Annotated in this window: 14 protein-coding genes and 1 pseudogene; 5 read left to right on the top strand and 10 right to left on the bottom strand. The window is 25.1% G+C overall.

Annotation, left to right across the window (positions count from 1 at the left end):
- A pseudogene (locus EGD97_RS05235) lies at positions 1–1596 on the bottom strand (iron-containing alcohol dehydrogenase); the annotation flags it as partial.
- A gap of 493 nt (positions 1597–2089) precedes the next feature.
- A complete protein-coding gene (locus EGD97_RS05240) occupies positions 2090–2584 on the bottom strand; it encodes a hypothetical protein (protein WP_078681170.1) in 495 nt (164 codons plus the stop codon).
- Between the two features lie 207 nt (positions 2585–2791).
- Between EGD97_RS05240 and greA the strand changes: the two genes are divergently transcribed.
- Positions 2792–3265 (top strand): transcription elongation factor GreA, encoded by a 474-nt coding sequence (greA, locus tag EGD97_RS05245; RefSeq protein WP_127836667.1) that lies wholly within the window; start codon positions 2792–2794, stop codon positions 3263–3265.
- Positions 3266–3537: 272 nt separating this feature from the next.
- Positions 3538–4437, top strand: coding sequence for an arginase (gene rocF / locus EGD97_RS05250; protein WP_127836668.1), 900 nt, complete (start codon positions 3538–3540; stop codon positions 4435–4437).
- Between the two features lie 356 nt (positions 4438–4793).
- Here the strand turns inward: rocF and EGD97_RS05255 are convergent, their stop codons facing one another.
- A complete protein-coding gene (locus EGD97_RS05255) occupies positions 4794–6203 on the bottom strand; it encodes a hypothetical protein (protein WP_180376929.1) in 1410 nt (469 codons plus the stop codon).
- A 160-nt stretch (positions 6204–6363) separates the two neighbouring features.
- On the opposite strand from EGD97_RS05255, the gene EGD97_RS05260 reads away from it, so the two are divergent.
- From EGD97_RS05260 to EGD97_RS05270, 3 genes are read left to right on the top strand one after another with little or no spacing between them, the layout of a single operon-like run.
- Positions 6364–7191: a 5'-methylthioadenosine/S-adenosylhomocysteine nucleosidase family protein gene (locus tag EGD97_RS05260; protein ID WP_078681173.1), complete on the top strand. Its 828-nt coding sequence runs from the start codon at positions 6364–6366 to the stop codon at positions 7189–7191.
- Positions 7163–8176: an SPL family radical SAM protein gene (locus EGD97_RS05265; protein ID WP_127836669.1), complete on the top strand. Its 1014-nt coding sequence runs from the start codon at positions 7163–7165 to the stop codon at positions 8174–8176. Before EGD97_RS05260 ends, EGD97_RS05265 begins: the two co-directional genes overlap by 29 nt.
- On the top strand, positions 8173–8874 hold the full coding sequence (locus tag EGD97_RS05270) for an SDR family oxidoreductase (RefSeq protein ID WP_078681175.1): 702 nt from the start codon (positions 8173–8175) through the stop codon (positions 8872–8874). Before EGD97_RS05265 ends, EGD97_RS05270 begins: the two co-directional genes overlap by 4 nt.
- A 7-nt stretch (positions 8875–8881) precedes the next feature.
- On the opposite strand, the gene EGD97_RS05275 is transcribed toward EGD97_RS05270, so the two are convergent.
- From EGD97_RS05275 to EGD97_RS05305, 7 genes are all read right to left on the bottom strand, one after another.
- Positions 8882–9277, bottom strand: a complete 396-nt coding sequence (locus tag EGD97_RS05275) for a hypothetical protein (protein ID WP_127836670.1) — start codon at positions 9275–9277, stop codon at positions 8882–8884.
- A 231-nt stretch (positions 9278–9508) separates the two neighbouring features.
- Positions 9509–10864 carry an APC family permease gene (locus EGD97_RS05280; protein ID WP_127836671.1) on the bottom strand — a complete coding sequence of 452 codons (1356 nt, stop codon included), beginning with the start codon at positions 10862–10864 and terminating at the stop codon, positions 9509–9511.
- Positions 10865–10895: 31 nt separating this feature from the next.
- Positions 10896–11468: a class I SAM-dependent methyltransferase gene (locus EGD97_RS05285; RefSeq protein WP_164850162.1), complete on the bottom strand. Its 573-nt coding sequence runs from the start codon at positions 11466–11468 to the stop codon at positions 10896–10898.
- A gap of 79 nt (positions 11469–11547) precedes the next feature.
- The gene (locus tag EGD97_RS05290) at positions 11548–11922 is read right to left on the bottom strand and encodes a zinc ribbon domain-containing protein (protein WP_127836672.1); all 375 of its coding nucleotides are present in this window, start codon (positions 11920–11922) and stop codon (positions 11548–11550) included.
- Between the two features lie 31 nt (positions 11923–11953).
- On the bottom strand, positions 11954–13495 hold the full coding sequence (locus EGD97_RS05295) for a TFIIB-type zinc finger domain-containing protein (protein WP_127836673.1): 1542 nt from the start codon (positions 13493–13495) through the stop codon (positions 11954–11956).
- Positions 13496–13591: 96 nt separating this feature from the next.
- The gene (gene corA, locus EGD97_RS05300; RefSeq protein ID WP_127836674.1) at positions 13592–14656 is read right to left on the bottom strand and encodes a magnesium/cobalt transporter CorA; all 1065 of its coding nucleotides are present in this window, start codon (positions 14654–14656) and stop codon (positions 13592–13594) included.
- A 143-nt stretch (positions 14657–14799) separates the two neighbouring features.
- Positions 14800–15030: a DUF3892 domain-containing protein gene (locus EGD97_RS05305; protein WP_127836675.1), complete on the bottom strand. Its 231-nt coding sequence runs from the start codon at positions 15028–15030 to the stop codon at positions 14800–14802.
- Positions 15031–15084: the final 54 nt, after the last annotated feature.

Raw genomic sequence — 15084 nt, forward strand, 5'->3', positions numbered from 1 at the left:
CTTCAAATCTTACTTCTGGATGTTCATATAATACCCACATTATTTTTGCTGCATCCATTGGTGAGCCACCGCCTACTGCTATTATTGTATCTGGCTTAAAGCTCTTCATTTCTTCAGCACCTTTTCTAGCAATTCCTAATGTTGGATCTGGTGCAACATCAGAGAATATCTTAAAGTCTATACCATTTTCTTCAAGAACTTTTGTAACTATATCTACAAATCCTAATTCATAAAGAACTTTATCTGTTACTATAAATGCCTTTTTCTTACCCATATCTTTTAATTCTTTTAATGCTACAGGAAGGCATCCATATTTAAAATAAACTTTTTCAGGAACTCTAAACCAAAGCATATTTTCTCTCCTCTCAGCTACACTCTTAATATTTAATAAGTGTTTAACTCCTACATTTTCTGATACAGAGTTACCTCCCCAGCTTCCGCAGCCAAGAGTTAGAGATGGAGCTAACTTAAAGTTATATATATCTCCTATAGCACCTTGTGATGAAGGCATATTTATTATAGTTCTNGTCTTGCAGCCTTTTGTAATGCTTCATCAAAGCTATAAACTCTATACATTCCAAGAACTGGAGATAACTTTTCGCGTGAGAATGGCTCATCAAGTTCTACTGATTCAACCTCTCCTATAAGAACTTTAGTATTTTCAGGAACATTAACTCCAGCAAGTTCAGCTATTTTTGTTGCAGGTTGTCCAACTATTTCTGAATTTAAAGCTCCATTTTTGAATATAGTTTTTCTTACCTTATCCAGTTCTTCTCCTTGTAAGAAGTAAGCTCCTCTTTCAATAAATTCTTCTTTAACTTCATCATAAACCTCATCCATTACTATAACTGTTTGTTCTGATGCACATATAACACCATTATCAAAAGTTTTTGAAAGAAGTATAGAACTTACAGCCATCTTTATGTGTGCTGTTTCATCTATAATTGCTGGAGTGTTACCAGCTCCAACTCCTATAGCAGGTTTACCTGAAGAATATGCAGCTTTAACCATTCCTGGACCGCCAGTTGCAAGTATTATATCTGCCTCACTCATAACCATTTGAGAAAGCTGTACTGTTGGTTCATCAATCCATCCTATAATTCCTTCTGGAGCTCCAGCTTTAACAGCAGCTTCTAAAACTATTTTAGCAGCTTCTATTGTAGATTTTTTTGCTCTTGGATGTGGTGAAAATATTATTCCATTTCTTGTTTTTAAAGCAATTAGAGCTTTAAATATTGCTGTTGATGTTGGATTTGTAGTTGGAACTATAGCTGCAATAACTCCTATAGGTTCTGCTACTTTTACTATACCAAATGATTCATCTTTTTCTATAACTCCACAAGTCTTTTCATCTTTATATTGATTATATATATATTCGGATGCAAAATGGTTTTTTATAACCTTATCCTCGACTATACCCATACCAGTCTCTTCAACTGCCATCTTGGCTAAATATATTCTTGCATTATTAGCTGCCATAGCTGCTTGTCTAAAAATTTCATCTACTTGTTCTTGTGTATAATTTGCAAATTTTCTTTGTGCTTCTTTAATTTCTTGAATTTTTATTTTTAGTTCTTCCATATTAGTAACTTTCATAGTACAGCCTCCTTTTTATTTAAATTAATTTATTTTTTATAGGCTTCTATATTAAACTTAACTTATTTTATTTATTAAAAATTTTAAATTTTGCAATTTAAAATTTTTAATAAGTCAAGTTGTCATAAAGAAATCCTATATATGATTTACAATATAATTTGTTAAAGTTTTAACTACATTCACATTATATATTTATTTTAATAAAAAAGCAATAGAATTAATAAAAAAAATATAAAGTTTTTATTGTATTATTCTTTAATATATTATCATTTTTATGAAAACGTTATATGTTTTTGTTTGATTTTTCATTTTAATTATTGTGTTTTTTTTAACAATCATTTTCTGAATTTAATATTTAAATAACTAAAACATACCTATAAATAGCAAAAAAACAGCTATATTTTAGCGATTTAAGCTGTTTTTTTTGCATATATTAATTAGAAAAATTTCTTATTTGAATTTATTTTTAACAAATAAATTATTTGTCTGTAAATTAAAAAATATTAAAATTTTTTAATTTAATTGGAAATTTTATTACATCGCCTGGGTTATCATCTACAAGTTTATAAAAATTTTCATTTTCTGGTGAAGGATAATAATAACTTAAATTTTCACCATTATTAACATATTCAATTACTCCAAACACTGCTGGTTTAAATCCTATATCTATTAATTTTTCAAATATATTTTCTTTTATTATAATTTCTACAGAGTCTGGTGTAAAACTTTTATTCCAAAGCTTAAGCCAGCTCTCTTCAAAATCAAATTCAGAAATTGTTTCATAATTTAATTTTTCACAGCCTTCTACCATACCATAAATTTCACTAACTTTTATTTTCCCAAAACTTTTTATTACATAATTATACTTAAACTTCCCTTTTAATTTATAATAAAATTTATCTTTTTCTTCTACGTTCCACCCACCTTTTATAAGCTGAGCATGTGTATATGCAAAACTCATATTAACTTTAAAATACACTATCTTCATTTGATTTTCTCCTTAAATATAAAAATTTATATAAAATAATAACTTATACAATTATAGCAAAAATAAAAAAATTTTTTAATATAAATTTACCAAATAGATTTAATGTAATAGCACTTTGTTATATATGGAAATTTTTCACTTATTATGTTACTATGATGTAAAATAAATAATAAGTATTTTTATAATTTAAAAGAAAGAGGGATTATTTTGCATAATAAACTTACTTTAGATGCTATAAATAAACTTAAAGAAGAGATTGAATATAGAAAAGTTGTTGTAAGAAAAAAAATAAATGAAGATCTTAAAGAGGCAAGAGCTCAAGGAGATTTAAGCGAAAATTTTGAATACAAGGCAGCCAAAAGAGACAGAGCAAGAAATGAAAGCAGAATTCGTTATCTTGAAAGAATGATTAAAACAGCTGTAATTATATCAGATGATACTTTAGAAGATGAAGTTGGTATAGGTAAAAAAGTAACTGTAAAATTTCTTAAGGAGGATGAAATAGAAGAATTTAAAATAGTAACAACAGTAGAAGCAGATCCTCTTAAAAATATGATAAGTATAGAATCTCCTCTTGGAAAAGTTTTATATAAACATAAAGTTGGTGAAATTTTAAAAGTAAACTCTCCTGAAGGAGAATACACTATAAAAATTGAAAAAATTGAAACTAATAATAAATAATAAATTTTAAATAATAAATCTTAATAAATATAAACAACTTATTATATTATATTTATAATATTCAACATAAAAATAAATATAGTCTATAAAAATATTAATATTATTTTATAAATTACAAATAATATTAATATAATTTCAGATAAAAGTATTTTTATTGAAAATTAATCAATATATTTTAATTTTTAAACACTTTAATTTATATAGTAAAAATCAATTTACAGCTTATTTTAATTAAAATATGAATTTTATAAAATAATAAGGTGGTATTAAATATGGATGTTGCTATAATAGGGGTTCCTATTTTTTATGGGGCAGATAAACATGGACCGGAATATGGTCCTGATAAATTACGCGAAAAAAAAGTTGTAGAAATAATAGGAAGACATAATCATAGAGTCTTTGATTTTGGAAATCTTTTTATTCCTAATGTTAAAGAATGTAATAAGTTTTTTTCTCATCCCAATATGAAATATCTTGATCCTATAATACAAGTTAATAATAACCTTGCACATATTGTGTATTCTTCTATTAAAGGTAATAGTTTCCCTTTTGTAATTGGGGGAGATCATTCTTTAGGACTTGGAAGTGTAGCAGGATCAAGCAGAGCTTATAATAATTCTGCAGTTGTTTGGATAGATGCTCATGGAGATATAAACACACAAGAAACTAGTGAAAGCGGTAATATACACGGAATGTCTTTAGCTAAAGCAATGGGACTTGGATATAAAGATTTAGTTGATGTTTATTATAAAGGTCCAAAAGTAAAAAATGAAAATGTTTTTATAATTGGTGCAAGAGATTTAGACAAAGGTGAATATGAATTAATAAAAAAGGAAAATCTTCATGTATATACTGCGAAAAGAATTCATGAATATGGTATTGAGTATGTAGTTAATGAAATTATTAAAGATATTAAAAGCAGAAATATATCTTCAATTCATTTAAGTTTTGATTTAGATTTTATTGATGCAAAATTTGTTCCTGGAACTGGTACCCCAGTATCTAATGGTATGTCTATAGATGAAACAAAAACTCTTTTGAAAATGTTTGCTAAATCAAATCTTGTAAAATCTATGGATTTTGTTGAACTTAATCCTCTTTTAGATAAAAATGATGTTACATCTAATATAGCTATAAATTTAATTGATTGGACTTTTGAATATTTAAATTAAATAAGGACTGTTGCAAAATATATTCTAATCCTATGAAGCTTCTTAAGCAATAACATTTAGTTTACTGCATTGTAACTTCAAACTATCTTTCATTTTGCTACAGCCCTTTATTTTTATAAAAGATTTTTGAGATTATATAATAATATTATCTCAAAAAGTATTTTTGTTAAATATTGATACCTATATAGATATAATATAAATTTAGAAACATTATAAGATTACAACCAAAATAGGTGAATCTGCAGATAATTCTATAGAAAATCCTTATACAAAAGCACCTGCATCCATAATAACTTGATCTTCATAATAAATTATATAGTGGAAATTAATTTATAATTTATTATGGTTTAATCATATTAAAGAATAAATATAGCTGTAATAGTGGTAACTATAAGTCCTATAATTACCGGTTTTATATTTTTTTTCGCAAGTTCAAAAGCATCTACACCGCAAATAGCAGCTACAGGTATTACTGCCCAAGGAACTATTGTTCCTCCACCTACCCATATACCAGCTATTTGTCCTAAAGCCGTAAGAGTTGCTACTCCTTTACCTAACGCAGCTGAAAATATTTTAGCAACAGAACCTACTAAAGATATGCCAGAAAAGCCTGACCCATCAATTCCTGTAATGGCACCCACAACTGTAAGTGTGCTTGCCGAAATAACTGAATTAAGGGGAACTATATTTGCAAGAGCAGCACCTAAATCATTAACAATACCATTGGAGTTTTGCGGAAGTACATTACCGAATATATTAGTAAAAGCCGAATCTCCTAAATAAAAGAAAGCTGCTATAGGTATAACAATACCAAATATTTTAAAAGCAAATTGCAATCCTTTAACTAAATCATCTGTAATTTTTTCTAAGGCCTTTTTTCTATAAGCTAATATTGAAATTATGCTTAATATAAATACAGCAGTACCACCTATAAGAGCTGTAGCATCTCCTCCTTGAAGTTTTGATTTATACATTATAAAAATATCCAATGCAAATAATATAACTATGAATAAAGCTAAAATTTTTCTAAGTTTTTTAGAAGTAATTAACATTCTTTCTTCTAAATTATTTTCAGTTACCTCTTCAATTTTATACTCTTTATACTCACTTGATAATATACCTTGTTTTATATCCTTTCTAATAATATAAAAACCTGCTGTAGTAGTTACAATCCCCATTACAATTACAAGAGGAACACTTGCCGATATAACATCAGCTGCAGGTATCCCGGCAGCATCTCCAGTAATTTTAGGTGCAGCTTGAATTATATAATCACTAGATAAAGCTATGCCATGTCCAAAAAGATTCATAGACACAGCAACTCCCATAGCTGGAAGGCCAGCCTTTTTTGCTATAGGAATAAATAATGCTCCAATAAGTGCCACAGCTGGTGATGGCCAAAAGAACCAAGATAAAATCATCATAACTATACCTATAACCCAATAAGCAATCCAATAATTTTTAATAATTCTTTTAAATGGCGATATCATCTCATCGTTTATACCTGAAACTATTATGGTATTGCTCATAGCAGTTATGACAGATATTATAAATATTGTAGGCATGAGTTCTTTTGCTGCATAAACAAAACTGTTAAATATACCCATTGCTGATTTATAAACCGAACCTGTAGCAAAAATACCCAATACAAAAATGCCTATAATACAAATAAGTGATATATCTTTCTTCCTTATCATAGATACTATTATTACAATAATAAAGATAAGATATATATAGTGAAGTGATGTTAATGTTACATTAATCATATACTCCTCCAATTAAAATTACTATATTATTAAATTATGAAAAAATACATACTTAGTTACTAAATATTAAGTAATAATTTATTTCTTTATTTATAAAAATTTTACACACATAAATACCTTTGTTATAATTTATCTATAATTTTATAAGGAGGTTTTAACTGTGATTTTCATTATAACTGCACTAATGGCAGAAGCTGCTCCTATTATTGAGCATTTTAAATTAAAAAAAGATATAACTAATAATACATATCAATTATATAGAAATTATGATATTGTACTAATAATAAGCGGAGTTGGAAAAATAAAAAGTGCTATGGCAGCTACATATCTATTTTCTACTTATAATTCTAAAGAAAGAAATTTTTTAATAAATATAGGTTTTTGTGGAACAAACAGTAGCAAATATAGACTTGGCACCCCTTTATTAATACATAAAATTACAGATGTTGATACTAATTATGATTATTATCCTGATATATTTATTGACAGTACTTTGCCTAGAGAAGCTTTATACTGCTATTCAAAGCCAGTAAAAAAAGAGAATATTAATACTAAAGAAGATATTTTTTGTGATATGGAATCTTCTGGAATTATGGAAGTTTCTAAAAAATTTACTTATTCTCACGAAGTAGTAATAATAAAAATAATTTCAGATTATTTAAGTATAGAAAATTTAAATCACGAAATTTTGAAAAATTATATTAAAGATAATATATTATATATAGAACAAATTATAAAACAATTAAAATCATTAAATTACAGCTTTAATGAACTTTTTATGGAAGAAGAAGAAAATTTCCTTGATATTATTTCAGACAATTTAAGATTTACTACTTCTATGAAACAAATACTTTTAAAAAAAATAAAAAAAGCAAAATTAGAACATAAAGAACCTTTAAAAGTACTTAAATTGTTTACGGAAATAAATGTTAATTCAAAAATAGAAGGGAAGAAGATTTTTGAACAGATTATCGATAAACTCAAATAAAAAACTATTTAACACTATTTACGTTGAAGAAGAAGCTTATAAATATCCTCTTACAAAACAAATACTTAATAAATATAAAGATTCTTTTGTAATTACCATAAAACATTACAAAGATGTTTTTAATCGTACAAATCAAAATTTTAATATTCAAAAGCAAAATCAATCTTTAATTTTAGCAGTAAAAAATGTTCCATTTTTATATAATGGTCCAAATATATGCCAGAATTTTGGATATTCTAAATTTTATTATACTTCTTTTTTATTAAATTGTATTTTTGACTGTAAATATTGTTATCTTCAAGGCATGTATCCATCTGCAAATATAGTGGCTTTTGTAAATATAGAAGATTTTAAAAATGCAATTTTAAATATATCTAAAGATGACTCTATTTATTTAGCAGCTTCTTATGATACTGATTTAATTGCTTTTCATAATATTATCCCTTATTTAGATTATTTTTATGATTTTTTAAAAACCCAAGGTAATATTTTTACTGAAGTTCGCACTAAAAGTGCTAATACAACATTTTATAAAAATCATGAACCTTTTAATAATTTAATAATTGCTTTTACACTTGCACCAGAAGAAATTATAAAAAAATATGAAAATTATACTCCATCTTTAAAATCACGTATTGAAGCAATTAAAACGGCGATATCTCAAGGATTTAATATAAGAATTTGTTTTGATCCTATATTTATTAATACTGAAACAGATTCTTGTTATGAAGCATTTTATGATGAAGTTTTCAGTGAAATAAACCCAGATAAAATAATAGATATAGGATATGGATTTTTTAGAATGTCTAAAGAATTTTTTAAAAGAATTGAAAAACATAGAAATGATTGTTCACTTTTTTTAGAAGATTATTCTGTAAGTAATAATGTAGTATCTTATGATGAAAAGCTCCAAAAAAATATAAAAGAAAAACATTTTAAAATTTTAACAAAATACATAGAAAAGGAGAAAATATTTACGTTATGAAAACTGCAATTTTAACAGGTGCATCAAAAGGAATTGGTTTATCTATAACTAAAAAATTAATTTTATTAAACTATAAAGTGTATGGAATATCCCGTTCATTTAAAAATACATATTTTTCTCACGAAAATTTTATTCCATTAGAATGTGATATTTTAGATACAGCTAAACTTATTAATACAATCAATTTTATAAAATCTAAAGAAAAAGAAATAAATCTTTTAGTAAATAATGCAGGAGTTGGATATTTCGGCCCTCATGAAACTTTAAAGGTAAAAGATATTCAAACTATGATTCGAACAAATTTAGAGGCTCCATTAATTCTTTCTAATATTCTTATTAGAGATTTAAAAAAAAGTAAAGGAAACATTATATCAATTTCTTCAGTTACTGCAAAAAAAATAAGTACACACGGGTGTGCTTATGGAGCTTCAAAAGCTGGACTTTCGCATTTTTTTGAAAGTCTTTTTGAAGAAATCAGAAAATCAGGTGTAAAAATTACAACTATACATCCAGATATTACAAAAAGCAATTTTTATGATAATCTTGATTTTACATACGAAGATGAAAATGATACAGTTTTACTATCTGATCAAATAGCTGATGCTGTAGAATATATTTTAACAAGGGCAGATAACCTTGTAGTAAATGATATTACTCTTCGTCCGCAAAAGAACAGAATTAAGCGAAAAAAAGTTTAATATTTTATTATACTAAAAGTGAGCCAGTAATAGATGAGTCCCATTGTGCACTAGGAGTTTTTGGAGCAGATATACCTTGTGCTTTAAGTGAAACTTCAATAATAAGAGCTAAATAAGATAAAATTCCAGAAATAAGACCTATAGATGAACTTATTACCTTAAGCTCATTAGCTAAAGTAGTAACACCAGGTGCAATCTGCTGCTCACTTGCTTCTTTTAATGCTGCTTCTTTAAATAGAAAATTTGTTATAAGACCTATAGTACCTGCTACAACATAAATATCATCTCGTTTTGCTGTAGCTGTATTTAAATTATTTATTATAGAGGAAATTAAAACTAGAAAACTGGCTGCTGCTGCTATATCTTGTGAACTTAATGTTTGATTAGCTGTATCTTTTTTCAAGGTAAATACCTCTTTTTATTGCTTATATTTCATTATATTTATAAATTACTTTCTTTGTTCCATTTTTATTTATAAATCATAATTTTATTTATAAGTATTAAACCATAATAAGCTATAAATTAATTCCATTATACATTATACAATTTATAGTGTTTATACTATTATGTTCATATGATATATATGGCTTAATTTTTAATAAAAATAATTTTTACAGTATAATCATTTTATTTATTATAATTCTTTCTTTTTTAAATAAAAATAAATTGGAAGCCCTATTAAAGTTATAATTATACCATAAACTGCATTAAATGTATCTGTTATAAAAGTACTTATTAATATATAAAAACCACCTAATATACCAATTAAAGGAGTAACCGGATAAAAAGGTACTTTATATGGTCTTTCTAAATTACTATGCTTTTTCCTTAATATAAAAACACCTGCTACAGACATAATAAAAAATATCCACATTACAAAAACAACTAAATTAGTAAGCGTATCAAAAGAACCACTTAATATATATAATATTGATAATATTGATTCTAAAACAATTATATTAGCTGGAGTTTCAAATTTTTTATTTATTCTTTTAAAAATTGTAGCAAAAGGAAAAATATTATCTTGTGACATAGCAAAAGGTATTCTAACTCCTGTCATTAAATATCCATTTAATGTTCCAAAAATAGATATAATTATTCCTATTGTTATTAAAGCTGCCCCTTTTTTGCCAAATAATATAGTAGCTGCATCAGAAGCTGCCTTAGAGGATTCTATTACACTTTTTACAGGCATTATATTTATAATAGCAACATTTACCAAAATATAAACAGTAATAATAACTAACATACCTATTATTATAGATTTAGGCAGATCTTTTTGAGGATTTTTAAGCTCTCCAGCCATATTCCCTATTCCTGCCCATCCATCATATGCCCATAAAGTTGCTAAAATAGCAGAACCAAATCCTGCAATACCTGTCGTTGATACCGTTGCATTTGTATTATGTACAGTTAAACTATGTGCATCTCCATTTATTAATCCAAATACAACAATAACAAATATAGGTATAAGCTTAGCAATTGTAATAACTAACTGCATTTTACTTCCAAGCTTTGTAGATATCATATTTATACTAGCTATAAATAATAGTACTACTATCGCTAATAATTTTTGCTGTAAAATTGTCATATCTTCTATAAAATACGTTAATTGAGTTACAAAAATTATAGCTAATGCTGCTGTAACTCCAGGTACATAAATTATTGCCTGCATCCATCCAAATAAAAAAGCCCACTTTTCACCATATAATTCTTTAATATATACAAAGATTCCACCTGTTTTAGGAATTGCTGCTGCAACTTCTGCAACAGTTAAAGCAGAAGCCATTGTTATTAATCCTCCCACAATCCAAGCTAGTATTCCAAGTGCTGGAGAACCTGCACTTTTAAATACTGAGGAGGCTTTAAAAAATATTCCAGAGCCTATTACTACTCCTATTACTACAGTAATAGCTTCAGATAATCCTATTTCTTTTTTTAGTTCTTTATTTATTATGTCATCTCCATTTTGTAACTTTTGTACTTCCATTAACTCCATCTCTCCAATTCAATACATTTTATTAATTGCATATTTTTTCTATACATATAAGTTCCGGTGGATTATTAATTTGATTAGTAAAAGAAATATTAACCACTGTATATTCTTTTTGATTTAAATTTAATGTAAATTCATCTAAAGCCTTTTTTTCCTCCATTCCATTTTCATGTCCTTTATATACAACAAGCAATATTATACCATTTAATTCAAGTAAATTTAAACTCTTTTTTAATGCTTTAATTGTAGTTTCTTTTTTAGTAGTTATTTCATGATTTCCTTTAGGAAGATATCCTAAATTAAATATAATAAGTTTAACTTTTTCTTTTATATATTTATCAATATTTTCATGACCATCAAGTATTAATTTTGCTCTATTAAATAAATTTAATTCTTTAAGTTTATTGGTAGTATTAATAACAGCACTTTCTTGAATATCAAATGCATAGACCATACCATTTTCTCCAACTAAACTGCATAAAAACGCAGTATCATTTCCATTTCCCATGGTGCAATCTATTGCTTTATCTCCTTTTTGTAATTTTAATTTACATATTCTTTTTGATATTTCTACTGCATTTGTAAAAAATTTATCCATTATTTTGCCTCTCTTTAAATGATTATTTTAAATTGCTCTAACAAAAATTAAATTTTAAAATAAATTAAAATTAATATTATTATTTTAAAGGTGAAGCACATTTAGGACAATATTGAAAATTTTCTTGAGTTTCAAATCCACAATTAGGACATCTCTTTACAAAATTAACTGTTCCATTTTTAATTAAATGTAAATCTTGATCTTTTAAAAATATATTTTCTCCACTTTCAATTCTTTTCCCAATTTCTTCATCAATTGAATAAATACTACCACAGCAACTACTTACAGCATAATATTTTTTATTCCATTTTAAAATTGGAATAAAAAACAAATTTAAATATTCATATCTCATAATTATTTCATAATGACCGTATTTACCACAATTAGGACAAATAATTGTTTGATTAAAATCTAACTTTTTTTCTTTTGAAGATATTCCTCCTATAAAAATCATATAATCAGCTCCATTTTATATAATTTTATATTTAAGATATATACATTTTGTAATTTGGAGAATCTTCCCCAATTATTCTATCTAATTTCCAATAATATCCTTTTGAATTATCATATACTAAATAATAAAAAGCTATTAAATTAATAGTTTTTAAATCTTTCCCATCATTATAAGCAATGCTTCCATATACATATTTTATATTTCTTAATCCTTTAGGAGAAGATATTTTATTAGTTTTAAAAGTTTTTGATTCTTCAGTTGTTATTTTGTGTTTATTGTAATACCAAAAAAATAAATTATTTCCTTCTATCTCTGCCCCTTCAATAGTAGATGTTACAAAATCTTTTGATATTTCATTTACATTAATACTATCAACTGTAGTTTTAGATTTTTTTAACAACTCTATATTATTAAAATATAACTTAAATACATAATCTGTTGATAATACTGATTTTAATTCTCCTGATAAATTCTGCCTTTTTGCAGTAACATTAAGATTTTGATTCTGTGGATTAAAATCTTTATTCTCTATATTAATACTTTTTGTAAATGTATCATTTATATAAAATCCCTTCCCGCCAAATATATCAGGATGAGTTACCATCTGATTTTGTGTATCTTTTTTTATAATTTCAATAATTTTATCTTCAGAAAAAGATGGTGATAAAACTAATTTAAAATCTTCATCGCTATTTTTTTCAATAGAAACAATTTTCCATAATTCATCTTCAAAAATTAGATTAACCTTTATCTTACCTGAAGATGAAATAATACCACTATCTATATTTGTATCTACTAAAACTTCTTCTTTAAAATTATTAAAATCTGGTTTTCTTGAAATTATCTCTAATTTTTTAACATCATTATCACTTAATGATTTTGAAATATTGAATATAAGAATATTAGTTTTTTTCACTTCATTTAAAATCTGATTTTCATCCATTCCTACTAAAGGTTTTACAACAGTATTTCCATACAATTGTACTTTATCATTTATCTTCCATACATTATTCCCAGTATATACATATTGTAATAATAATAAAGTATTTACTTCAATAATTCCATTGTTTAATGTAATTTCAACTTTTATATCATCTTTTTCTTTCTTTTTAGTATTTCTTTCTTTTATGCTAAGACTTTTAATATATCCTTCTTTAATGTCAAATTTTGTTCCTTTAGGAAGTGTTATTGTTTTATTTATTATATCTTCTTTTATTTTACCTTCATCTACAGGTCTTCCTACAAGAAATATGTATCCAAATCCTCCTATAGATATAAGAAAAAATATAGTTAATATAGTTATTATTACTTTTGATTTCTTTAACAACTTAAATTTTTTTTCTTTTTTATATTTATTTATTTGCTTATCTGTTATAACAGGCATAGGTAAAGTATCATATTTGTTTTTATTATTTATATCATAAACTGTTTCTTTTTTTTCTTCATTATTATAATTTTCTTTAATTTGTTCACCATTAGATTCAATAGTTTCTTCTATGTTTGTTCCACAGTATGGACAATATTTTAATCCATCAATAATTTCAAATTCATTTTTACATATATTACAAATCATCAATGTCCTCCAAAAAATTTATCTAAATATATGTTTTAAAGTCAATATTATAAGAACATTGTAACATATTATCTACTATCTTGAGAATAATTAAATTTATAACCATTTTTTATTTTTAAAATATTTTATCATTGTTATAATAATAATAATAGTTACTACCCAGAATGCTGGATAAGCCCAAACAAAATTAAGTTCAGGAAAATATTTAAAGTTCATGCCGTAAATCCCCGCTAAAAAAGTTAAAGGAATAAAAATACTTGAAAATATAGTTAATATTTTCATAACTTCATTAGTTTTATTACTTATACTTGATAAATACGTATCAAGCATTCCAGAAAATATATCTCTATAAGATTCTATAATATCAACAATTTGTATTATATGATCATGTACATCTCTTAAATATACTTTGGTATTTTCTTTTATAAGAATAGAATCTGTTCTAGTTAAGTTACCAACAACTTCTCTTAATGGCCATATAGAATTACTTAAATATATCATTTCTCTTTTTAAATCATATATATTATGAAGTACTTCTTTTTTAGGATTTTCCATAAGCTGTATTTCAATCTTTTCAGAATAATCACCAATTTCTTCTAATATAAAAAAATAGCTATCAACAATAGAATCAATAAGAGAATAAAGTAAGTAATCTACACCTTGCTTTCTTATATTCCCTTTAGCAGTTTTTATTCTTTCTCTTACTTCATCAAACACATCTCCTTCAAATTCTTGAAAAGAAAAAATATAATTATCTATAAGTACAAAGCTTACTTGCTCAGTTACAATTTCCCTTATATGTTCATTGTAATAAACCATTTTAATTATGACTAAAATATAATTTTCATAATCATCTATCTTAGGTCTTTGACTAACATTTACTATATCCTCAAGCATTAAAGGATGAAGACTAAATTTAGTTCCTATTTCCTGTATAATACTTACATCGTGAAGTCCTTCAATATTTACCCATTTTATATATTCTTTATTGTTATCATCAAAACATTCCTTAATATCATTTAAATCTATTTTTTCATAAAAATCTTTATTGTATTTAATCATTGTAAGTTTAATTTCATCTGTTTTATATTCCCCATTGTATACTAATGTACCTGGAGATTCTCCAATTTTTTTAAAAGATTTTTTTATAAATTTACTCACTATTATCACCTGCTTTTATAAATATATAAAAATTATATACCTAAACTCCATTATTCATAAATTATTTTTTATTATATTATTTAATTTAATTATAAAAAAAATTTTAAAGCCGTACCTTATAAAATGGTACGGCTTTAAGTTTATTAAAATATAGGAAGATTATCTAAATTATCTCCTTCTTTATCGTTTGGATTACTTCTTAAATATTCTCTTCCATTTTTAGATTTTCCAACATTTACCCCTTCAATTAAACCATCTTTAGCCATTGTTATAGCCTCATTTATAGAATATACATTACCATTTTCAAGCATTACATCTGTTATATCGCCTTCAGGATTTTTCTTAATCTTTTGTATTCTTAATTTATTATCCATATTTTATCCCCTCTTTTTTATATTTTTGATTTTATAGTATTATTTGCTATATTA

It is taken from the genome of Clostridium prolinivorans (genome assembly GCF_004011155.1).
Taxonomy (GTDB): domain Bacteria; phylum Bacillota; class Clostridia; order Clostridiales; family Clostridiaceae; genus Clostridium_AT; species Clostridium_AT prolinivorans.

Excerpts from the sequence above, each read along its gene's own strand:
- EGD97_RS05240 (WP_078681170.1), bottom strand. The coding sequence starts at position 2,584 with ATGAAGATAGTGTATTTTAAAGTTAATATGAGTTTTGCATATACACAT.
- rocF (WP_127836668.1), top strand. The coding sequence starts at position 3,538 with ATGGATGTTGCTATAATAGGGGTTCCTATTTTTTATGGGGCAGATAAA.
- EGD97_RS05255 (WP_180376929.1), bottom strand. The coding sequence starts at position 6,203 with ATGATTAATGTAACATTAACATCACTTCACTATATATATCTTATCTTT.
- EGD97_RS05270 (WP_078681175.1), top strand. The coding sequence starts at position 8,173 with ATGAAAACTGCAATTTTAACAGGTGCATCAAAAGGAATTGGTTTATCT.
- EGD97_RS05280 (WP_127836671.1), bottom strand. The coding sequence starts at position 10,864 with ATGGAAGTACAAAAGTTACAAAATGGAGATGACATAATAAATAAAGAA.
- EGD97_RS05285 (WP_164850162.1), bottom strand. The coding sequence starts at position 11,468 with ATGGATAAATTTTTTACAAATGCAGTAGAAATATCAAAAAGAATATGT.
- EGD97_RS05290 (WP_127836672.1), bottom strand. The coding sequence starts at position 11,922 with ATGATTTTTATAGGAGGAATATCTTCAAAAGAAAAAAAGTTAGATTTT.
- EGD97_RS05295 (WP_127836673.1), bottom strand. The coding sequence starts at position 13,495 with ATGATTTGTAATATATGTAAAAATGAATTTGAAATTATTGATGGATTA.
- EGD97_RS05305 (WP_127836675.1), bottom strand. The coding sequence starts at position 15,030 with ATGGATAATAAATTAAGAATACAAAAGATTAAGAAAAATCCTGAAGGC.